The organism is Paenibacillus litoralis (assembly GCF_046244365.1).
In the GTDB taxonomy this organism is placed as follows: Bacteria; Bacillota; Bacilli; order Paenibacillales; family NBRC-103111; genus Paenibacillus_V.
The window spans coordinates 8,679,565-8,702,011 of the sequence record NZ_CP176395.1; the positions used below are offsets into that span (position 1 = coordinate 8,679,565).

Here is a 22,447-nt window from a genome sequence, read left to right on the forward strand (position 1 = left end):
ATTTCATTCAGTAATCGCGCGCTGCTTCGAACCAGCTTTGAGCCATCTCCTCTGTTATAGGCTGGCCAATCAGGTGGTCAGACTGGCTAAGTTGCCATACCGCTTCGCCAAGGTCTTCTCGTTCGGTGGTTTCGATGCCTTTGAGGGTATTGAAGCGCACGGTGAAAGCGGTAATGGCTGCCTCGGCATCGGCAAAGCTGCGGGCCTGGGCCAAGGTTGCCTGTGCAACGTTGTAAGCTTCGTTAGCCAGCTTGGCCAGACGTTTAGGCCAGGACGAGAACGGGCGGCCGAACTCGGTCGTCCACCACTCAGGCTTTCGCAATTGGCTCACTGAAGCATGGCCGGTCCACGGGCGGGTTTTAGCACGTGTTTTCATTTGCTGCTTTAGGCGCTTGCCCGCGGTCTCTTCCACATTGTAGGCGATAAATCTGTCAAGCAACGGCCACGCGTTCAAGGGCGGCAAGTCCCCCAGATCAGGCATGAAGCGCAGCTCCAGATTCGTTAACCGGGCATGACGAGCCAACAAGTCCACGTCGCAGAAGTTCCCCCACAAACTCAGTGAATTAAGGTTTGGAAACCGGTTTAGACACTCCAGCGAGATGGGCTGTCCCAGCGGCGCGTTCTGTAGCGTCAGGCTCGTCACCTGGTGCAACTCACCCAGGTCGGGCAGCAAGAAAGGAGTATCATTCTTGCGTCGGCTGGTGCGTGGCGCTAGTGTCAGAGAAGATGGCATATCGCCAGTGGCCGAGAAGCGTGATAGATCACCGGACACACTCAGGCGGAAATGCCGCTTCGGAAGCTTCAGGCTCAGAGGCCCCCCGGACTGGTCCAACTCGATATGCAAGCCATGCAAATTGGACTGGCTGGCGTCCGCCACCGTGTCTGCAGACAGGATCGGAGCCCACGTCATCTCTTCAATGGGACGTTTCTGCGCCCAGTCAAAGAAGCCTGCGTCACTGCCTGTATAATGCAGAAATCGCGGCCAGGGCGAGCCCGCCGGCGTGGCAAAGGCATCGAATACGGTCCAATCGATGTGCGCATCAGGCGCGACGTGAAGGTCTGCCTTCTTCCCCAATTGCGACGGTCCAATGGATAGACTGCCCACACCGGGCTGAATGACAAGAGTGTGACTGCGAGGACCTGTCAGGTCGATGGGATAACGACCAGTTTCTCTGACAGAACCGGCAGGAGGACGAGCTTGGTTATCATTTGGCATTTCTATCATCCTTTCTTCTATACCATATCAAGTCACTCGGCAAGTGCAGAAATTAGTCCATGCCATGCATGGCCCCCTTGATGACAGGGCTCACATCTCAGAGCATGCATCTTGCAATTCTGCTAAATAAAAAAAACCGCTTCGTTTGGTAACGCGAGGGTGTCGAAATCACACGCTGCCATACAGAAGGGGTATCATCCATATGTTAGAACATCAGTTCGACCTGAATCAACTGTTAAGTGAACTAATGTTCGCGGTTCAAGAACTAAACGTCATCAGACACTTGTTTTTAAACAGATGCTTTGTTTTCTTTGACCATAACCCTTTTTTCGCAATAATCGGCATAAATCTAACTATCTACGCCTGCCTCTATCTTCTGAGCAATAAATTGTTTGAATCTTGCAAAATACCGCTCTGATGCCTCCCAGCGCCTAAGGTCCAAATAGGACATGTCCTGCTTGCCATATTGATTGGGCGGCTGATAATGCCGGGAAACATAAGTTCCATTGTCCAGTGTATAAAAATAATACGCTCCATCGGGAGTCTGGATTTCAATTCTAGCATGTCGGTAGTCTCCGTCCTCGTCCGTATGCGCTTGACGGAAGCTGTAAAATTTTGAGCCGTCCCAGAACCCGTCCTCCTCCTCCTCCTCTTCCGAATATAATTCCTGAATTACAGGGTGCTGCAAAATGTCTTGCACATACTGTACCTCAATGTCTCGTAAATAAAGCTCGGCCATATTAGCGCAGGTCAGCAACATAGTCCAGCAATCGCTAATCTCCGCTAGCTGTTCCTGAGACTCTCCTGTAATGTCCTCCCACTCTGCCCCTTCATCTACGGTTCTCCTCAACAAACCGACGGAATGGTCTTGCTCCAGCCAAATATAATAGTGATACCGGTTATTTTTCATATAAACGCTGAGATCCCGTTGATCCCCGTCAGCATCAATATGCTCCTGCTGAACTTTGAAAAATACGCCTTGCTCCTGAAAATCAAAAGATGGCTTGTCATTGGCCATTAAAATACACTGAGTCAACCTCAATATATTTTCCTCATTGATCGTGTTATGGGTAAAATATAAATGAACAGCTTTCTTTCTCGTGGGGGATTCATTTAATTTTTTTAATGCGGAACGCCCTTCTTCAATAACGGTCACCAGCGTGCCAAAAGAAAAGTCGGCATCCTCCTCTTCCATATCCAGAAAAACTTCATCGATCAACACCTCATGAATATCCACCGGAAGCTCCTGAAATACGCCGTCCCCCTCCCACACATTTACTAAGCATGCGATCGATTTCTGCCCGCCTACTTTGAAACTGTACTCGTCATCCTGAGCTAAAACCGCAGCGCTGAGATCACCTTTAACAATCGTTTCCCCATGATTGTAGGAGCCGCACAATATTTCCTCAATCATCAGATTGCCCAAAACATAAATTTCCTGACCGCCTACAGCTATATTTTTCGCACTCAAATTACCGGTCACCATAAGCCCTATGGCGCCATCTGTTTCTTTATTATAGAGATTGTCTACAGTAAAATTTCCATCAATAAAAATGATGATTACCTCTTTTTGTTGCGGAAAAGGCTTTTCCCAATCCAGATTGAGAGAAGGCAGCGTCAAATCCCCTTCATAATAAGCGGCAAGTTGCTCGTCACTGAAATCCTGGTAAAACTTCGCCCACCAAGATCCTTCCGGAAACTTATCTGCAAGTTGACTAATAGGAATGAATTGGAAAATATTGCTCATACATTGCTTTCCCTCCATTTTAAAATTCCCATTATTTTCTCACATGTAAAAATTAGGGTCAATCTCAACTTTTCTATTGTCGCGCCCACTAATCCTTCTTGCTCTCTCTTATTTTGCTCACATTACGAAATAGGTCAACTACCTTGCGCGTTGGAGCGCATCCAGGCGTCTCCCGACTGCTAAAACGTCAAACCCGCTTCTTTTCAGTGGCAAAATAAAGCATGGCAGCGATCGGGAAAGCCATTCCGATCCATAACGCGGCACTCCATCCTCCTGTGGCGTATATCCATCCCCCAATTGCGGATCCGATGGCACCGCCAAAAAAGAAAATAGCCATAAAAAGCCCGTTCAGGCGACTGCGAATTTCCGGACTCAGCGTGAAGAGCGCGCGTTGTCCAAGCACAAGATTTACGGATACACCGGCGTCCAATAATATGGCTGAAACGACGAGAATAGCTATTCCGGCGGATGAACCAGTACGGATTATAAGCGGCAACAACATAGAAATGACGACCGTGGCGAGTGCAATCCCCGTTGCGGGTTTAGTCCAGCCGCGGTCGGCCAATCGTCCAGCCACAGGCGCAGCTGCTGCACCCGCTACTCCGACAAGCGCGAACAACGCAATGTTTTTCTGGGAAAAATGAAAGGCAGGGCTGGATAAGAGTAACGGAGCTGTTGTCCAAAACAAGCTAAAAGTCGCAAACACACATGCATGATATGCAGCCCGACGGCGTAAGATCGGGGTTGTTCGCAGCAAATGCCACATCGAACTGAGTAGGGCTGTATAGTGTGTGTCTGTCGAAGGCTTTCTTGCAGGCAACACCTTTAACAGTACAATAGCCAAAATAATAACGGCTGTGGCAGACAAAGCGAATACTGCATGCCAGCCCAAGAAGTCAGCTAGAAGGCTCGACAAAGGACGCGAGAGCATGATTCCAAGCAACAAACCACTCATGACATTACCGACAACACGACCGCGTGAAGATTCGGATGCAAGGTATGACGCAAAAGGCACGAGTACTTGCGCAGCAACCGACCCTAATCCGATTCCAAACGAGGCGGCTAAGAACAGCACAGCTTGTTTCGACACTGCCGTGATTGCAAGGGCAACCGCTGTGAGAAGCAAAGATACGACGATCAGCCTTCGATTTTCAACAATATCCCCCATAGGTACGATAAATAGCAAGCCGACCACGTAACCAATCTGCGTTAACGTCACGATAAAGCCGGAACTGTTTGCGGACAGCCCGATGGAAGAACTGATTAACCCAACCAAGGGCTGCGCATAGTAAAGATTGGCTACAATGATACCGCATGCGGTAGCCAGAAGTATGGTTAACCATGTCGGGATATTTTTCTCGATTGTTTGTTTTTCTAAGACGGTCATTTTAAGCAACTCCCAATATAGAAATTTGATTTTCCACCACGGCGAGTACCTTCATGCCTGCACGGCAACGGGAATTCCATGCGGCTTTCTGCACATCATCAGTTCCTTCTTTTTAATTTAAATACTGAATGTATAGTTTATTAAATTGATAACCAAATAATATACTGAACGTATAGTTTTGTAAATAGATGATCATAACTTTATTTTTTATTTGTGATTGGTATACTGAACGTATTGTTTATTTTTAAAGCTCAAAATATGTATGGAAGAAAGGTGGCGATTACGATGAATGGCAAAAGAGGCAGGCCGCGTAATGTAGAAGCGCAAAAGTCTATCCTTTCCGCATCTTATGATTTGCTGCTAGAAAATGGATTTCAGGCCGTCACGGTCGATAAAATTGCCGATCGCGCCCAAGTTAGCAAAGCCACGATTTATAAATGGTGGCCCAACAAGGCTGCCGTAGTCATGGATGGTTTCCTGTATGCCGCCACGGCCAGATTGCCCGTGCCTGATACGGGTTCAGCATTTAATGATATTCTAATTCACGCCACGAATTTAACCCGGTTTTTGATAAGTCGGGAGGGGACCATCATTACGGAGTTATTAGGCGAAGGACAGTTTGATTCAGGATTGGCGGAGGCCTATCGAACTCGATTTTTCCGTCCCCGCCGACTTGAGGCAAGGAGTCTTTTGGAGAAGGGGATTGAACTCGGGGAACTGAAAAAAGGCCTCGACATTGACATATGCATTGATCTCATTTACGGGCCGATTTTCTATCGTTTGCTTGTGACAGGCGATACGTTGGACGAACCCTATGTGGAGCAGTTAGTAACAAACGCGTTTGCAGGAATCCGTTCTACTTGAGTCGTATTTTCATAATTTCTAATGAATATCGAACAAACATATTATGATGGTTTCATGCTTTTCATGGACAGCCCCAAAACCTTTGCGTTCCCGTGTGGTGGAATCGACGCCGAGCAGGAAGCTAAATCGCCTTGTTTGCTCATGGATCAAAGGCATCTGTCAATCCAGGTAGTCTCTCGCTGGGGCGCCATGCTTCTTGTCAGAACCCTCTCCCACACTTAAGGAGCACCCAGATCATCTGTTATTTTCTGAAATCGCTTCGCACCCTTTCGACAAGAGCCACTGCTCCATAACGGCAAACGCCTGTTGTGCATCCTGTTCATAGAAGACGGCCACCTCTTGCTGGTAGGCATAATTCAATCGTACATAGCCACCTAGTTGCCGGTAGAACAGGAAGCAAGCATATTGGGTCTCAATGGACAAATCCGGTGGAAAATTCGCTTGGCACATTCCGGCAAGATCGGGCAGCGAAAGCTGGTCCTGCCCTTGTGGCAAACGCAAAAAGAGATGGCTCCGAGTGCCCGTCCACGGTTCATAATAGACGGCCTCCTCTTGACTGATTCCATACACCTGACGATATATTTCGTCCAGCACTAAGGCGTACATCCCTTCGTCTTCCTGCTCCCGTGCCTGCAGGGAAATCGCCTTTACGTGCTCCGCATGCCGAGGTAGCCAGAGCAGCCCAGCCGTCTGGGGATGCACTACCAGAAAATCACCGTCCACCGTTGTACCAATAACGATACACTCGCCGATCTGTTGCTCAGTAATGGGGCTGTCTTCGTCATGCTCCCATAACCCGTACTCGGCAAAAGGTTTAAGCACCTCCGTATCCGGAAACTGGACATTCAACCACCCTCTGTAAGTCCCTGCGCCGAATCGCCGCAAAAACCGCAGGTAGCCCGGTGGATAAACAGTGGCGTCTTCCTTCGTAAGTGCTTGGTTTTGGCCATCAGACAGCGGTTTTGGACAAGATACGATGTACATAAATACTCCTCCTGTTAATAGAACGATCAATAGGCATAGCTCAGTTTGAAATGAAACGGACCTGCACTCCGCTTTGGATTGAAGCAGCAAAATGCAATCTGAACAGTAGTTTACCACAACTGGTATAATCTGTACTGAGGCTTTCGTTCAGAAATTTAGCTGTGACCGCCAGCCTCAGGTGGATATGGCGCATATGGTCATATCCACTTTGGGACTTTGATTCGCCAAACCTATCGAGGCTGCCGCTTCAACCTTAAATCATCCGCCCATGTACCCATCGTAGTTCAATTTATCCTTTTTCGCTTTTTCGTTTTATACGAATAAAAGGAGTTAATGTGATTAAAACCCCTGCTAAGAAAAAGGAGATTCCATATGCATGTAAGTGAAAGTCTGTCGCTGGAATGAAGAGGTGAACAAACTTATAAATTCCCATACTACCGTCGGGACTTCTAGCAGTAAAAGTATAAGTCGAGTAACCTTCATAAATAAGATACAGTCCTAACATTGCTACTATAAGCTTGTATACCAGTTTCAATGTCGGCCTCCTTTCGCGTAATAATATGTATCACTTTTCCCACATAATGTACACGGTTTGAATGAGGCATTTGTTGCACTAAACTACCCGTTAATTTAACGCCCACTTGTTATAACCCCAGCAAGGAAATGGTGTCAGAACCCAACGCTATTAAAAAAATCACCCTTCCCATAAATGAGAACGGTGATTTTTATTTTTTTGCCAATTGTTAGGATTACTTAAACGCTTGTACTAGCTCTCTGTTAATTCGTTTTATTACTTCGATTTGATCACTTTTCAAATTGCTAATCATGGCAATAAATTCGTCTGTCGCCTGCTGCCTTATTGCTTCTTCCTTGCTTTCAGGACCATTACTCCGAAATAATTCTTCTGGCTGTACTTGAAGCGCTGTATGCATTTTCTCAAGTGTATCAATGGTAAAATTTCGTTCTCCCCGCTCCACCGCACCGATATAAGCGTCATAATAAAGACTTCATCGTCAGTATAAGAGAATTGCTTCACATCAGTAATTTTCCAGTTAAATGAACCTATTTTAGGCTTGGGGCTTCATTGATAACTCTAGGAATATGTTTATGTATTATATCGTCAAGATCCAACGCAAAAATATGTGCGTGTACGTTCACTTTCGAAGCATAGAACACCTTTTTCGCCAATTTTCGTCAGCCCTTTACAAAATGCTATATTTCTACCATTTTACTCCTCTCGTTAACTACAGGCAATATTTTCAAGAAACCTTCGCCGTAACTTATGGCACTGTTCCCCCGATTATAATCTAATCGCCCGAAAAACGCTTCCTCAGCAGAAACACCCGCATCAACTGATGCGGGGAAGTCATGCGATTCTTGTCGGCGCGACATATGACCCTCATGAAGAAGAAGAAGAACGCTGGACTAACATCGTCAGCCCTCTTTACTTTACAAAATGCCGCCCCACGGAGTAATATTCATCCTTATTCACGGCATCGTCCAGCCACTTCATCAGCTTCACCCCGTCCTGTTCGGCTTTGTAGAAATGATTTAATGGGGAGAGTGTATGTGGTGTCCTGCCCGTCTTCTCGTTAAGACCGTAATCAGTGATGTAATAATAGTAGCCTGGCAATACTTCAGTTAGCTCTCCCGCAGATTGTAGCATGCGGGCCGACCAGCGATGCACATATTCGCCATCGTCCGAAACGTCATCATTCAGATCCTTTTCAAAGTCGAACAGCAGCTCATCATAAAGCGTATTGGACTGCAAAAGTACCGCGTTGTCCGGGAGCAGCTTGCGGTTCGCCGCGAATACGGATGAAATCAAATCGCCGTGGGCTTCATAACCAAAAGTTGCTGCAAAGTTGGCCTTCCATTCGTTATCGATAATATCCGGCCAGCGGTCGGCATTTAAGTAGGAGCCGTCCGAATATTGATAAATGCGGGCATCCGGGTAGCGTTTCGCAATCTCAGGCGCCCAGAAAGCAGCTCCGAATCCTCCGGCGCTTTCTCCCGCAATGAGGATCTTTTCCGGCGCAGCGAAATGGTTTGCAATCCATTCCAATGCTGCGCGCGTATTGGCTTGACCGTTGTAACGCATTGTAAACGGCTTGCCTTTGGCGTCCGTATATTCCTTGGATGCATTCCCGATATGCAGATCACCAGTAGAATAAGGGATATATACAATATTCCAATCCTTGAACGGATTGTCAGGGTTATTATTTTTCAACAGGCCGCCAAGCGTACTTACTTTAAAGAATGGAATGTTCGGAAAGTAATATTTGATCTCACCGTTCTTCACTACATTACTCAGACTGATCGGCTGCGCGGCAGTCACCGCATCCCAAGCCACACCGCCCCCAGAAAAGTAAATGATCAATTTATCTTCAGCAGCTGCTCCCTTATTGGCAAGTAAATAGTATTCCGAACCATCGGCAGAAATAACTTGTGCATCCTGGTCAAACTTGATTTTATTCCAGATATAGCGCTCCGCAGCAGCCCATGTTTCCGGTTCAGCAGGCTTTTCAAGTATGAAGAAATAAACAAAACCCACCAAACCACCCAAAATAAGTGCAATTCCGCCTGTCGCAGTCAGGAGAATCTTGTTGATTCTTTTCACTATTTTCTTTTTTGCCACACAAAGACCGTCCTTTCAACCATAAAACAGACGGTATTCACTACCGTCTGTAACACACTGTCCTCGGTCATCTCAATCAATAATATCAGGCTGACGAGAAGTAAAAACGTGGAGCTAAAGTAACTATTTTCCCCTCCGCCCTCCTCCAACCATAATATATCCCCCAGATCAGAGCGTAAAGTGCTTACTGTTTTGGCTACTTGCATTTTTAGGGGGAACTTTACAAACTCTATACCAGTAAACATAATTTTTCGCCGTCACTTATGGTATGGTTCACCGTAACATCTATAGAGCGAAAATGAAGGCACTCTGTCGAATGCTTTCTCTGCATAGCTTATTATGTTACCTGCTTGCTACCGTCTAGCATCAAAGCTTAAACGGCAAGGTTTAAGCCAGAGACTTATTAACAAGAAAGTCATCATTCCCGTACAACTCAGTTACGGCTGTTAAGGTGGGGCTTCTCTCTTACAAGCTCTGTTCGGTCACTCCCGTTACCGGATCGAAGGTCAGCATCTTGGTCCCGATCTTATCGATAAAGAAGCGATCATGGCTTACCGTAATGACCGCGCCGGGAAAATGGATCAGAGCTTGCTCCATAACTTGTATGCTCGTGAGGTCCAGATGGTTGGTCGGCTCGTCCAAAATTATAACGGCCGCACCCGAGAGTAGACACTTAGCCAGCGCCACCCGAGCTTTCTGCCCGCCGGACAGATTGCCGATCGTCTTGCTCAGATCCGCCTCCGAGAATTGCAGCATAGCTAGGAATTTGTTCACCTTTTTGCGCGGAGCATCCAGTCCCAATCCATACGTATTCACCGCGTGGCTGACGGTATCCTTAGGATCGAGCTCCTCCCACATCCGGTTGAAGTAGGCGTATTTGACGCCTTTCTCCCAGACAACTTCCCCAGATTCCGGCTTCTCCTGCCCGGTAAGTGCCTTAATGAGCGTGGACTTTCCACTTCCGTTCGGTCCCACGATGACCAAGCGATCTTCCTTCTGAATATCGAAGCTAACATTCTCGAAGATCTGCCTGCCCTCGTATGTCTGCCCGATCTTCTTCACTTCGCATAGTTTGTCCGGGAAGCGCAACCTCTCGTAGATATCGGTAATCAGCACGTTAACGGGATGCGGCTCTATCCGCTTCTTGTTATCCGCCAGCTTACGCGATCGACGGTCCTTGGAACCGGAATTCCGGTTCGCGCGATCGTCGATCGCCTCGGATTCCATGAGCAGCAGCTCTTCCTCCCACTCGAACTGGCGGTCCAGCTCCTTCTTGCGCATCTTCTTCTTACGGACGTAATCAGTGTAGTTGCCTTCGTATTCCTGAAAATGATAGTTCTCGATCTCAATCGTGCGCGTGACAACCTTGTCGATAAATTGCCGGTCATGCGATACCAGAATCATGGCTCCCTTGAATCGGTACAGCCACTGCTCCAGCCATGCGATCCCTTCCATATCCAAGTAGTTCGTCGGCTCGTCGAGCAGAACGACATCAGGCAGCTCGATTAGCATCTTCGCGAGCGCCGCACGGTTACGCCATCCCCCGGACAACTCATCGATTGGCTGATTGCGGGATCTGTCATTAAACCCTAACTTCGTAAGCACCGTATTAATCTCGACGGACACGTTCCAGCCATCGAGATGATCCATCTGCTCGAATAACTCCGCTTGCCTTGCTAGCAGCGCATTCATCTCGCTTTCGTCGGTAACCGCACCCAGTTTATCTCCGACCTCTTGCAGCTCTCGTTCAGTAAGGGCAACCTGCTCGAAGCAAGCTTCTAGTTCTTGTTGAACGGACAAGCCTCCGCTGAGTTCCGAGAATTGCGAGAAATATCCGATTTGCACCTGAGGATCTATTTCTACTCTGCCGGACGTCGGCTCTTCCTTGCCCATGATGAGCTTAAATACCGTCGACTTGCCGGCGCCGTTCCGTCCGATTAGGCCAATACGTTCCCCTTGCATAACTCGAAAATAAATGTCGCGAAAGATCATGGACTCTTCATACTTCTTCGTGACGTTCTCCAACCGTATTACGCTCATGGCTATCACCTTTCTCGCTCCAACACTCTGGAGTAATTATACCACCCTGGCCTCGCAGATACTTCCTCCCCCGTAACCAAAAGACACTGAGGTTCTATTCCTCAGTGTCTTTTTAGAAGGTTGTAATCTAAAGTAACTTAATCAGCTTTTCTAGCTCATCAACCAATCCTTTTGCAAGTTCAAAATCAGTATCTTTTAAAGCCAATTGTATTTTCATTTCAACTGCCTTTTTCTTTTGTTCCATTTCTAAATAGTCTTTATCAAAATGACTAGTATAAATCATCTGTCTAAATTTTCGCATACTCATTTTTCTGATCGTCTTATCCTCAATGATTAAAACATAATCCATACCGTTTACAACGGAATAGAAATCATGGGAAATCATGAGAATCGCACCTTTATAGTCTTCAATGGCTCTTTCCAACGCGATTTGTGTATAGGTGTCTAAATGACTTGTCGGTTCATCAAGAAGCAATACGTTTGCTCTACTGGCAGAAACTTTAGCCAATTGAAGGATGTTTTTTTCTCCGCCAGATAAAGATTTGATCTTCTGACTAACGATTTCTCCTTCAAAACCATAGTTTGAAAGATACAATCTGACCTCATCATAAGTGTTAAATCCCACATCAATGAATTCTTCTAATATTGTATTAGAATCATTTAGCATTTCACCTTGAAGCTGAGATAAATAAGCCACTTTAGCGTCGGCATTTATTTCAATTGAATCATGATTATTGCAAAAGATTTCTCGAAGTAAAGTCGTTTTTCCGGTACCGTTTGGACCGATAATGGCCACTTTATCCGTCGTTTTTATCTCAAAGTTAACCTTGTCTAAAAGCAGCTCGTCAAAAGCAACGCTATAATCATGGACCTTTACAACAATGGCGTCTTCCATTTCATTATCCATACCGAAACGGATATTCGGTTGCTTAATCTCAACGAAGGGCGCTTTAATTCTACGCGCTTCCAACCTCTCTTGAAAACTAACTCTAGCTTTTAACGCTCTACCTCTAGAGGCATCTGCATTATAAGTTGCAATAGTCCTTAGATTATTGATGATTTTCTCGTTTCTTTCACTCTCTTCATGTTCGGCGACTGCGAGTTCTTGCAACTCGATTTTTGTCTGAAGTAAGGAGAAGTTATACTCCATATACCGCCCATCGAACTCTTGGATCTCCCTATTTTCAAGGTGTATAATTTTGTTAAAGCAATGATTCAATAAATATCGGTTGTGCGTAACAACCAGCAGCATTCCTTTGTAGGAATTAATCAGTTTTTTAAGCGCGTTTAGGTTTTCGAAGTCTAAAAATACATCCGGTTCGTCCATAATCATGAAGTCGGGACGATTAAGCATTTCCTTCATCACTTGAATAAGCTTGAATTCCCCGCCGCTCAGGTCGGATACCTTATGATCTCTTCGCTTCATGAGGTTTGCTAGATTTAGCTGCTTATGAATGTTGCTTTCAAAATCATCCCCGCCCATTGCATCAAATGCGTCTAAAGCGAATTGATACTTTTCCAATAACGGTTCTATATCCGATGAAGTTTCCATTTCCGTGCAAATCGATTGAATTTCATTTTGAATCTTTATAAATCGTTCTCCTATATATTCAAACACTGTTTTTTCTTTAGTGTTGTCTAGTTCTGAGAACTGACTTACATATCCAATTGTGCAATCGGGGTCCATTTCTAATTTGCCATTGAAAAGATATCTTTCCGGGTCCATCAGTATATCAATCAATGTACTTTTCCCACTGCCGCTTGTTCCAATAAAAGCGCAATGTTGATCTTCTTCTAACGTAAATGAAATGTTGTTATATAGTTCTTTTTGCGGAAACGAGAAGGATAAGCGTTCAACTTTTATCATCGTATTACCCTTTCTTTATAACTGAAATAGTGATTATTATCATTAGATGTCTTGCAACATAAGTTTTACGTTTGCCATTGTTAGCGTAACACCGTTTACAACCAACCTCAATCCATTTGTATCCCCTCTGATTCCTGAATTCCCCTGCGTTCCATTGGTAGCAATAAAGACCGTTCTCGACGAGATTTTAAAAAGTCTCCAAGTATCTTAAATTTTTCCGGCTTCCATACCATTTAACCACACCTTGCAAAAGAGATTTGTTCTAATACTACAATAGAAAAGCACCCGATTGGGTGCCTTCTCTGTGATGAATAAATGTTGATGCGATGTCCCCTTACCCCTTCGTTCCCTCTTCCATGCTCTTCTCGAGTTTCTTCGGGTTAGGCGGCAAAAACCGTGTCTTAAGAACCATGGGATTGTCAGTAAGAGTAAGCCCCACGATTAAAAACTTAAATGCTCTAAAAACTTTAACCGGCTTACTTTCCAGCATTGGATCGCCGTCCGTGGCGGCGGCCAGCCTCGCCGCTATGTCCGCGAGCATCGTCCTTGGATGGCGCACTGTTGACTTTGACTCGGTCCACCACGACCGTCGCCGGTTCCGGCTTCGTAATTGTCATCGGGTAAGGATGATCGGTAATCACTGGGATTCTCTGCTTCGTCAACTTCTCGATTTCCTTCAGATAAGGAATCTCCTCATTCTCGCAGAACGAAATCGCGATCCCACTTAAGCCCGCACGCCCAGTACGGCCGATCCGATGTACGTAAGTCTCCGCTATATTTGGCAAATTAAAGTTAATAACGTGCGATAGTTCCTCAATGTCGATGCCTCGTGCCGCAATGTCTGTCGCCACCAGCAAGCGTGTCGCACCGCTTTTGAAGTTATTCAGCGCCTCTTGTCGGGCATTCTGGGACTTGTCGCCATGAATCGCTTGCGCAGTAATCTTCACTTTCGTCAAGCCTCGCACTACCCGGTCCGCACCGTGCTTCGTACGGGTGAACACGATAGCGCTCGCGATCGACTTATCCTGTAGCAGATCGATCAACAGCGACAGTTTATTCGGCTTGTCCACATAATAGAGGACCTGCTTAATCCGCTCCGCCGTTGAGGAAACAGGAGTAATCTCAATTTTCACCGGATTCTTCAGCAAAGTGTTAACCAAAGATGTGATCTCAGACGGCATAGTCGCAGAGAAGAATAACGTCTGCCGCTTAGAGGGTAGCTTGGCAATAATTCGCTTCATATCATGAATGAATCCCATATCAAGCATCCGATCGGCTTCGTCCAACACCAGAATCTGCACGTGACGCAGGTCAACGAACCCTTGGTTCATCAGGTCGATCAACCGTCCCGGTGTTGCAATCAGAATGTCCGTGCCTTGCTCCAACAACTGCTCCTGAGCCCTCTGCGTGACACCACCCACGATCACGCCGCAGCGCACATTCGTGAAACATCCGTAAGATTTGGCATTGTCGGAAATCTGAATAGCCAACTCACGCGTAGGCGTCAGGATCAGTGAGCGTATAACGCGCTTACCTTTCGGGCGACCCTGCTGTGTACTCAGCAGTTGGATGATCGGCAGCAAGAAGGCCGCTGTCTTGCCGGTCCCTGTCTGGGCGCAGCCAAACAAGTCACGGCCCGCCAGCACCGGGGGAATTGCCTGCTCTTGAATAGGCGTGGGCTGCGAATAATTTTCCTTAGCTATTGCTTTAATAATAGGGGGAATCAACTGCAATTGTTCAAACGTCATACGATCTCCTTCTTCAAGAACCAGCCAATACTCAAGTTTCTATACTAGTATTATACCCTAGAAAAGGAGTAGAACTGCACTTCCACTGAAATAGTGAAAACGTTTGATAACCTCATCATCATTAGTGCCGATGCGATGGAGAAACACCCTAACTTGAAACTTGCTCATGCAAAATAAAGTCCGGAAAAACCATCAGAGAAATTGTACTGGAGCATTGTGGTTAAGCAGGTTAGGAGGTAGAATGGCGGCCCGGGGCGTAACCCCAATCTCTATCCAGTACGACCATAAACGCTGCGATTGAACTGAGGAGCAGAATCCAGCCGCTTCTTGTTTTGCTATTCCCTTTTTCCAAAATAATCTCTCTCTTATGCGCACTCAACAATAAGACGGCAGAGTGGGGGCGATTTCGACATTGGCCGAAAAAAAGTAATCGATTGGCCTAGCAATTAAATTCCGTCCGCATGTAGCTGGCAAAAAAATTCGCCCTACTTGTGATACGATTCAGCTTACACGCTATAACGGCTAAATTTTTTCATCCGTTCCACAAGCCCTTTACAAAACATAAAGGCCGCCAGACGAAAGAAATCGTGCTGAACGGCTTGAATCTGAAAGCTTTCTTTATGTAATTATCGAGGTCTTATGCTTACTCGGAGTATACCTTTTTCTTCTGCATTTTGTGGCTTCTTTTCGTTATATAGAGCTCTAAAGGCTTTCTCGATAAAATCATTCTGGGATTCGTCCTCTCTTCGAAGCGAAAATTCATCCACCAGTTCTAAGGATTTTAATCCTTCATTTAATGACTTAATTGCATCATGAATGTTCTCAGCCTGATGAAGGATTTTTTTGTTAAGATTCTATTCTTTTCTGAGAATCAATGAGTTCAGCTAACTTTTTTAGATCTTTAACTTTCGTTTCCGTGGCGTATATTTTTGATGCTTTTGTTAAGGTATCGAAGACTCGAGTTGCATAGCCATTCAACTCATCATTTAAGCGACTTATCTTCCGGCGTCTATCCTTTTTTTTGGGCAACTCCAAAGCAATTTTGATGTCCTTTAAAAAATCTTTTTCTCGATCTTCGAAATCTTCATCGAATAAAACAACTCATTTGCTTTGTCAATATTCTCTTTTACAGAAATTTCGTTACTGTATTTTTTATTTACAAGGTGAACCACTCAAAGTTCAAAAAATTGGAATAGCCCTTCTGCATATTTTACAGAAGGGCTATTCAATTAGTCTTGTGATATACATACTCCTTGATCGTTTGCGGTTTAACACGGTGCCTCTACGGGCATGATTACTTGCGAAGGACATAGAATATAAGGTGATTCGTGATGCTGACTAGACTTATGATGCCCACCACACTCCAAGGAAAATTGCTAATACTCCACGAATATCCGAGAGTCAAAATTTTTAATTCCGAATCCCAAAAATTTCGCCGTCACTTATGGTACGGTTCTCCGCGCTGTCTGTAACGGCAAGTTTTAGGGCCATCCTTTACGGGATGGCCCTCTCGCTTTGTTCAACTATCGTACCCGTCGTATTATGAGGTCAGCCAGTTTTTACTGGTTGACCTCTTTTCTTTTAGAGGTGTATGTATCGGTAGCCGGGGTTGAACGATCGTACCCGTGGGAACGTATCCCGTGCTTCAGGCTTGTCCGGGACGGTGACCTTCGGGTCGGATTTTTCCTTTGTCAGACTTGCGAATGGAACGTGCTTCCTATGCCGAGGATAAAACGAAGGCACCCCACCGGGTGCCTTCGCTTATGAATCAAAATAGAATCAGCCTGGTTCCTATACCGTGTAACCGGTATTATTATGACCGCTTTCAATCGTTTCGCTCAAGTCAGTGGTTTGGACGTTGTCCACCTGGACGCTCACATAAGTGCCTGGGGCGGCTGTACTCGCCAGACTGTCAACCTCTAGCGTAACTTCGTTCTCATGACCAACGCCTCCCCAAGCCGCCGAGTGAATAGTCACCGGTTCGATGTTCATGCCGCTCTGTATCCACACAATATAGGTTCCATTCGCTGCTGAAGTTGGGTCCACGTCCTTGCTGAACGTCAACTTCAGAAGACTTCTCCCAGGGGTGTTCGATTCGCCGATATATGCCAGGCTGTTTGCAGACAAGACCGGCGTGGGAACGACCGTAATTTGCTGTGTCATGATGTTGCTATTGGCCATGCCGTTTTTCACTGCGATCGCTTTGATCGTAGAACCGGTCTCGACATAAAAGGGTCCGTTGTACGTAACGGTGTACGGGTCAGTCTGCGGATTAGTCATCGGATCATGAATACCGTCCGTCGTGTAGTAGATCATAGCATCGGACGGCGTTGTGCTCAACGTAACCAGGACACTGCCGTTCGAGTCAGTCTGATTTGCCGTAGGGGTTGCTACTTGTTCTTGTGTAATCGTGTACGACACTGACATGACTTCGCTGTTCGCCATGCCGCTTTTTACTGCAATTGCCTTGATCGTCATTGCATTCGTTATCGTGATTGGGGAGCTGTATATCGTGCCGTTCGTTGGGCTTGGGTCGCTGTTATCCGTCGTATAGTAGATCGTTGCCCCTTCCGTCGCGTTGAGCAGCGATACACTCGTGCCTGCCGCTACAGCTCCGCTCGAAGGGTTAGCCGTAGGGGTTGCTACTTGTTCTTGTGTAATCGTGTACGACACTGACATGACTTCGCTGTTCGCCATGCCGCTTTTTACTGCAATTGCCTTGATCGTCATTGCATTCGTTATCGTGATTGGTGAGCTGTATATCGTGCCGTTCGTTGGGCTTGGGTTGCTGTTATCCGTCGTATAGTAGATCGTTGCCCCTTCCGTCGCGTTGAGCAGCGATACACTCGTGCCTGCCGCTACAGCTCCGCTCGAAGGGTTAGCCGTAGGGGTTGCTACTTGTTCTTGTATAATCGTGTACGACACTGACATGACTTCGCTGTTCACCATGCCGCTTTTTACTGCAATTGCCTTGATCGTCATTGCATTCGTTATCGTGATTGGTGAGCTGTATATCGTGCCGTTCGTTGGGCTTGGATCGCTGTTATCCGTCGTATAGTAGATCGTTGCCCCTTCCGTCGCGTTGAGCAGCGATACACTCGTGCCTGCCGCTACAGCTCCGCTCGAAGGGTTAGCCGTAGGGGTTGCTACTTGTTCTTGTATAATCGTGTACGACACTGACATGACTTCGCTGTTCACCATGCCGCTTTTTACTGCAATTGCCTTGATCGTCATTGCATTCGTTATCGTGATTGGTGAGCTGTACACCGTGCTGCTGGTGCTTGGCGCGTTGCCATCCGTCGTGTAGTAGATCGTTGCCCCCTGCGTTGCGTCAATCAAATATACACTCGTGCCTACCGTTACAGCTCCGCTCGATACACTAGCTGTTGGTGTCTTAACCACGCTCGGCGTACTGACTACCGGCGGCACAACCTCAGGTGCTTCAATCGTATAATTTTTAGAAGCTTGAACTCCACTGGCCGGATGTATCACGTAGATGGAAATTCGTTCATCTTTTGACTTTAACGAGGTATCCGCTATGACAGCCATCCCTTTAAGGTCAATAGAAACAGGAACCGAAGCGCTGACTTCGAATTTGGAAATATCTTGAACCATTTCGCCATACTGATTGGTAGCCTTAAACGGGATAACGACCGCTTTCGAGCTGGCAACCGTGTTGGACGCAGAGGTAAATTCAATCTTGGTGACTGTCTCGGCAATTACAGTCACGGTGGCGGTTGTTTTGTCAACAACCGCGGCATCAAGGCCGGATAAGGTAACGACGTAACTTCCTTCCTCCAAATTTTTCGCAAAGGTCAAAGTAGCGCTTCTTTTATCAGCAGCCCAGTCGACTTGTGCACCTTCGGCCTTTGTGATGGATAGACCAGCCTTCGTTGTGTCGATGGGCTTATTAAAGGTCACATTGATCTTCTTCACGCCTACTGGCTTCGCTTCCGCGATAGACACTTTCCCGGGAGAAACGTACTGTGCTTTGGCTTCGTATGCGCTTGTAAGGAGCAGATCGCGCGTTGCGCTGGCTTGGCCGCCGAACTTTCCGTCCGCGCCATTTGTCAATATTTTTTGTTGCAACGCCCAAGCAACATAACCCTGCGCCCAGTTGGATACCGTACTATCGTTGCCAGTCTTCGCTTTTGCTTCCGCGTCCTTGCCTAACACTCGGACCAAGAACGTGGCCAGCTGCTCTTTGGTTACTTTACCGGCCGGATTGTATGTACCTTCGCCATAGCCATCCGTAACGCCGGCAGTTTTGAGTGCTTCAATGAAGGGCAGCGCATAACCGTTGGCGGCATCATCCACCTTGACGTCGCCGAAACTGGACGTCTTCAGATCTTTATTGACTTCAATACCCGTAATCAATGCCGCAACCTTTGCGAACTGGGCGCGGTTCATCTCATCTTTGAGCCCGAACGTCGTATCGCTGACGCCATCGAAAATCCCAGCGCTAATCATGGCGTCGAACCTGGCTTTCGTTGCCGCATCCAGATCCTTCAGGTCGGTAAAGTCGGCAGAAGTCTTCGCTGCCGCGTCAGCGGGAAAGCTGAAGACAGCATTTAATCCCAATAGAGCCGCTATTGAGAAACTTATGATTCTTTTTTTCATCGAATTCATTCCTCCTGTTGTGAGTGTCAAAGCAATTTTCTTCACCATATCACAGCCAGTCTAAACAAAACCTAAACAATTCGATCGCTTCATCAGGTATTCGTATTGTTCCTATCCGCCAAAATCCAGCATTGTCCCCATCGTGTCCTTGGGCTCAATCCCGAATTCAGTTAACAGCATCATCCTTAGCGCCTCGTATTGCTTGATCGCAGAAATACGGTCATCTGCCAAAACAAGCAAACGAATAAGCTGTTCATGAATGTGCTCGTTCAGCGGATCATGCGCAAGCGCCTCCCGCAGCAGCTCCGCAGCGGCTTGATAATGCCCTTCCTTCTCCTCACGATCATGGAGGCGAAGCAACATCGCGACGTACTCGCTTCCCAGGCGAACTCGCGTCGGCTCTGCCCACTCGTACGGAGTGCCCGCCAAATAGCCCTGTCCGTAAAATTGAACAAGCTCCCCGGCGTAGTCACGCAATGCAATGTCATCGATTTGAGCTCCAACGGCCAGCAACCGATCCCACCCCTCGATATCAAGGTCCAATCGGGTCATATCGATTCGGTAACCGCCTTCCACATGCTGAACGATACCGTCAAGTCCCATTTGACTTACAGCTTTTCGCAAATAGTGAGTCGTCGTATTAAACTGGGCCCCTGCCCGATCAACTTGCACTTCTCGCCACAAGGAATCGAGAATGCGCTCCCGGCTCACCACCTCGCCGCGATGGTGAATAAGAAAGGCCATCAATTCCTCGGTTTTGGATGTCCGCCACTTGATCGCAGCGCCGTCCTCTGTCTCTGCACGAAACCGCCCAAAACATCGAATCTTCATTCGTGGAAGTGTATGATGGACGTTGAACGCATCTAGTACGAGACTCGCATAATCGGACACATCTGTCGATCCCCCACCCTTGTCTCCATACGACTGCACATAAATAGACAACAGCTCCGCCATCGCCGTTCCTTCGTCCACGAAGCTGCGGATGAATCCTTGCGGTTTCGCAATACGCAGTGCGGTATCCAGCTTCGTCAGCACCTGCTCCGTCCGACCATCGAGATACAACGCCATGCTTTGCAATATCAGAACGTGAACCCGGTCGCGCAAGCGGTCTTCCTTCGTCAACAGATGATACAGCCGCTCTGCGAGAGATAGCGCCGGTTCGCATTGTCCGCATGCGGCAAGCACGCGAACGAGCGCCAGCTGTTCGGGCACTTGGTCCAGCGTTGCTTCGTCCGAGTGCGACATCCCACATTGCTTCAACCATCGCTGAGCAGACGCCAAGTCGCCTTGACGCACCGCCAGGCTGGCCTGTTCCGCTTCGATTTTGCGTAGGAAGATTTCATAGTCCGGTGAATCGATCTTCATCTTAAGTTGTTCTAGCAGCGCCGCGGCTTTTAGCGAGTTCCCCTTCGCTTGTTGAATCCTCGAAGCAGCCACATCCAGTTGATACATATTGCGAGGAACCGGCGCGAGTCCGTCCGCGCGGTTCATACGGTTGATCCAAACTTCCGCTTCCTCTAACCGATTCCACTCGCACAATAGCTTGGCGTATGACGCATACATCGGCGTCGCATACGGATGGTTCACGTGATCCCGCCAATGACTCGTCATCCTGGTGAAAAATTGTGCCGCGCCATGATAGTCGTTAATGTAGCACAGATGGTCATCAAACTCTTCTACGGAATAATGTCTATTGTTACCGCCTTCAATAAACAAGCTGTGCTTAGGTGCAGACTTATCACCGCGGATAAAATATTCAGCTGTGCTGGCAAGGTCTTTGGATACATAGGCAGCAGCAGCGCAGATATAATAGATTTCTCCCATCGTCGCGCACCACACGTCATCGTCCATATGATCCTTCATCGCTTCGAAACGGATCCGAAGCCGCTCCGCTCGATCCGGAATGCTGCTAAACCGCCGAACACTAACCATCGCATACAAATAAAAAAGCTCAAGGAATGGCCTACTCGATACGTATTGTTCAGGCACTTTCATCACCCAGCGAGCAACGACGACGTTTTTGCTGCCAATCAGAAATTCATGCAGATGACTCTCGATCAGGCGAACGGCGTCATCATACTGCCGCCCTGCCAAATAGTGCTCTGCCGCTTCTTCGACAAAGCCATTATTTTCGAGCCATTGCGCGGCTCGCGCGTTAGTCTGAACCCACAGTTCAGGCTCTGTTCGAGTGAGCATCGACTGTAGAAAATCAGACAGCAGATGGTGATAGCGATACCAGCTGCGTTGATCGTCCAACGGAATAATGAATAGCTGAAGCTGTTCCAATTGTTCCAGCTGTTGTTGGCCTCCCGACTGGCCGGTCACCGCCTCGCACAAGGCGTAATTCATCTGGCTTAACACGGAGGTTTGCAGCAAAAAATCGCGCATCGCCTCCGGCAGATCGCGAATGACTTCCTCCAGCAAGTAATCAGATATGAGCTGCTGCTGACCACTGAATTGACGGATCATTTCAGCCACATTGCCGCTCCGTTTCAGGGAGATAGCCGCCAGACGCAAGCCGCCAATCCAGCCTTCGGTTTGGTTGTACAATATATTGAGTTGTTCCGCCGACAGCTTCAATTCCGTCGTCTCTTGGAAGAAATCAGATACTTCCTCCGATCGGAACCGCAATTGTTCGATTGTAATCCGTCGCATCTCACCTTTCGCCAACAATCTTGTTGTCGGGAAGGAAAGGTCATTGCGGCTTGCGATATATAAATGAATATGGTCGGGAAGGTATTCGAGCAAGTAGCTCATCGACTTCTGGATGGCTGGCATCGTCACCAGGTGATAATCGTCAAACATGATGACCAGCTCACCTGGCAGTCGATTCAACTCGTTCAGCAGCGCAGTCATTGCCGGCTCCATCGATGCGGAAGACGCAGAAGACCCCTGAGCCAGCAGTGGCCAAACAGTCCGGCCAAAACCTTCGACTCGATTCTGGATCGAAGCGATGACCACGTTCCAGAATGTAATCCAATCGTCGTCCTGCTTGCCGAGTGATACCCAAGCAACAGGATTCTCTCTTTGTCTGGCCCATTCGCTTAACGCCGTCGTTTTCCCATAGCCGGATGGAGCGAATACGAACGTCAGCTTCGCATCCATGCCCTCATCTAGCAGCCGAATCAAATCCGAGCGAATAACCAAAGTATGCCGTTCATGAGGAATATGCATCTTTGTTGCAGTAATCATCGGGGTACCCTCCGGAATTAAGACAGAAAACGAGTAATAAAGTGTAATTTCGACAACAAGTCGTAAATTCCTACGTCTTGTTGGCAAACATTTGTCTCATTAGTGTCACCGATATAATTTCGCCCTACTTATGGTACGGTTCAG

The 22,447-nt window shown here is 47.3% G+C and carries 12 protein-coding genes; 1 reads left to right on the plus strand and 11 read right to left on the minus strand.

Features of this window, described 5'->3' with window-relative positions; translation table 11 throughout:
- Window positions 1–7: 7 nt before the first annotated feature.
- The 3 genes from ACKGJP_RS36695 to ACKGJP_RS36705 all read right to left on the minus strand — a co-directional run bounded on the left by ACKGJP_RS36695 (window position 8) and on the right by ACKGJP_RS36705 (window position 4,350).
- Window positions 8–1,216, minus strand: a complete 1,209-nt coding sequence (locus ACKGJP_RS36695) for a hypothetical protein (protein WP_409343628.1) — start codon at window positions 1,214–1,216, stop codon at window positions 8–10.
- A gap of 349 nt (window positions 1,217–1,565) precedes the next feature.
- Window positions 1,566–2,963, minus strand: coding sequence for a hypothetical protein (locus tag ACKGJP_RS36700; RefSeq protein WP_409343629.1), 1,398 nt, complete (start codon window positions 2,961–2,963; stop codon window positions 1,566–1,568).
- A 187-nt stretch (window positions 2,964–3,150) separates the two neighbouring features.
- Window positions 3,151–4,350, minus strand: a complete 1,200-nt coding sequence (locus ACKGJP_RS36705) for an MFS transporter (protein ID WP_409343630.1) — start codon at window positions 4,348–4,350, stop codon at window positions 3,151–3,153.
- A gap of 285 nt (window positions 4,351–4,635) precedes the next feature.
- Between ACKGJP_RS36705 and ACKGJP_RS36710 the strand changes: the two genes are divergently transcribed.
- Window positions 4,636–5,214 (plus strand): TetR/AcrR family transcriptional regulator, encoded by a 579-nt coding sequence (locus ACKGJP_RS36710; RefSeq protein WP_409343631.1) that lies wholly within the window; start codon window positions 4,636–4,638, stop codon window positions 5,212–5,214.
- A 234-nt stretch (window positions 5,215–5,448) separates the two neighbouring features.
- Here the strand turns inward: ACKGJP_RS36710 and ACKGJP_RS36715 are convergent, their stop codons facing one another.
- The 8 genes from ACKGJP_RS36715 to ACKGJP_RS36750 all read right to left on the minus strand — a co-directional run bounded on the left by ACKGJP_RS36715 (window position 5,449) and on the right by ACKGJP_RS36750 (window position 22,303).
- Complete coding sequence (locus ACKGJP_RS36715) at window positions 5,449–6,198, minus strand: hypothetical protein (RefSeq protein ID WP_409343632.1); 750 nt, start codon at window positions 6,196–6,198, stop codon at window positions 5,449–5,451.
- 289 nt (window positions 6,199–6,487) lie between these two features.
- On the minus strand, window positions 6,488–6,733 hold the full coding sequence (locus ACKGJP_RS36720; RefSeq protein ID WP_409343633.1) for a hypothetical protein: 246 nt from the start codon (window positions 6,731–6,733) through the stop codon (window positions 6,488–6,490).
- Window positions 6,734–7,642: 909 nt separating this feature from the next.
- Window positions 7,643–8,836, minus strand: coding sequence for a pectin acetylesterase-family hydrolase (locus ACKGJP_RS36725; protein ID WP_409343634.1), 1,194 nt, complete (start codon window positions 8,834–8,836; stop codon window positions 7,643–7,645).
- A 465-nt stretch (window positions 8,837–9,301) separates the two neighbouring features.
- On the minus strand, window positions 9,302–10,876 hold the full coding sequence (locus ACKGJP_RS36730) for an ABC-F family ATP-binding cassette domain-containing protein (protein ID WP_409343635.1): 1,575 nt from the start codon (window positions 10,874–10,876) through the stop codon (window positions 9,302–9,304).
- 127 nt (window positions 10,877–11,003) lie between these two features.
- Window positions 11,004–12,743 (minus strand): ABC-F family ATP-binding cassette domain-containing protein, encoded by a 1,740-nt coding sequence (locus tag ACKGJP_RS36735; RefSeq protein WP_409343636.1) that lies wholly within the window; start codon window positions 12,741–12,743, stop codon window positions 11,004–11,006.
- 476 nt (window positions 12,744–13,219) lie between these two features.
- Window positions 13,220–14,491, minus strand: coding sequence for a DEAD/DEAH box helicase (locus ACKGJP_RS36740; RefSeq protein WP_409343637.1), 1,272 nt, complete (start codon window positions 14,489–14,491; stop codon window positions 13,220–13,222).
- 1,791 nt (window positions 14,492–16,282) lie between these two features.
- The gene (locus ACKGJP_RS36745; RefSeq protein ID WP_409343638.1) at window positions 16,283–19,111 is read right to left on the minus strand and encodes a chitobiase/beta-hexosaminidase C-terminal domain-containing protein; all 2,829 of its coding nucleotides are present in this window, start codon (window positions 19,109–19,111) and stop codon (window positions 16,283–16,285) included.
- Window positions 19,112–19,222: 111 nt separating this feature from the next.
- Window positions 19,223–22,303 (minus strand): BTAD domain-containing putative transcriptional regulator, encoded by a 3,081-nt coding sequence (locus ACKGJP_RS36750; protein WP_409343639.1) that lies wholly within the window; start codon window positions 22,301–22,303, stop codon window positions 19,223–19,225.
- Window positions 22,304–22,447: the final 144 nt, after the last annotated feature.

What these genes read in the sequence shown, in the direction of transcription:
- ACKGJP_RS36695 (WP_409343628.1), bottom strand. Translation starts at nt 1,216, where the DNA reads ATGCCAAATGATAACCAAGCTCGTCCTCCTGCCGGTTCTGTCAGAGAA.
- ACKGJP_RS36700 (WP_409343629.1), bottom strand. Translation starts at nt 2,963, where the DNA reads ATGAGCAATATTTTCCAATTCATTCCTATTAGTCAACTTGCAGATAAG.
- ACKGJP_RS36705 (WP_409343630.1), bottom strand. Translation starts at nt 4,350, where the DNA reads ATGACCGTCTTAGAAAAACAAACAATCGAGAAAAATATCCCGACATGG.
- ACKGJP_RS36710 (WP_409343631.1), top strand. Translation starts at nt 4,636, where the DNA reads ATGAATGGCAAAAGAGGCAGGCCGCGTAATGTAGAAGCGCAAAAGTCT.
- ACKGJP_RS36715 (WP_409343632.1), bottom strand. Translation starts at nt 6,198, where the DNA reads ATGTACATCGTATCTTGTCCAAAACCGCTGTCTGATGGCCAAAACCAA.
- ACKGJP_RS36730 (WP_409343635.1), bottom strand. Translation starts at nt 10,876, where the DNA reads ATGAGCGTAATACGGTTGGAGAACGTCACGAAGAAGTATGAAGAGTCC.
- ACKGJP_RS36735 (WP_409343636.1), bottom strand. Translation starts at nt 12,743, where the DNA reads ATGATAAAAGTTGAACGCTTATCCTTCTCGTTTCCGCAAAAAGAACTA.
- ACKGJP_RS36740 (WP_409343637.1), bottom strand. Translation starts at nt 14,491, where the DNA reads ATGACGTTTGAACAATTGCAGTTGATTCCCCCTATTATTAAAGCAATA.
- ACKGJP_RS36745 (WP_409343638.1), bottom strand. Translation starts at nt 19,111, where the DNA reads ATGAAAAAAAGAATCATAAGTTTCTCAATAGCGGCTCTATTGGGATTA.
- ACKGJP_RS36750 (WP_409343639.1), bottom strand. Translation starts at nt 22,303, where the DNA reads ATGATTACTGCAACAAAGATGCATATTCCTCATGAACGGCATACTTTG.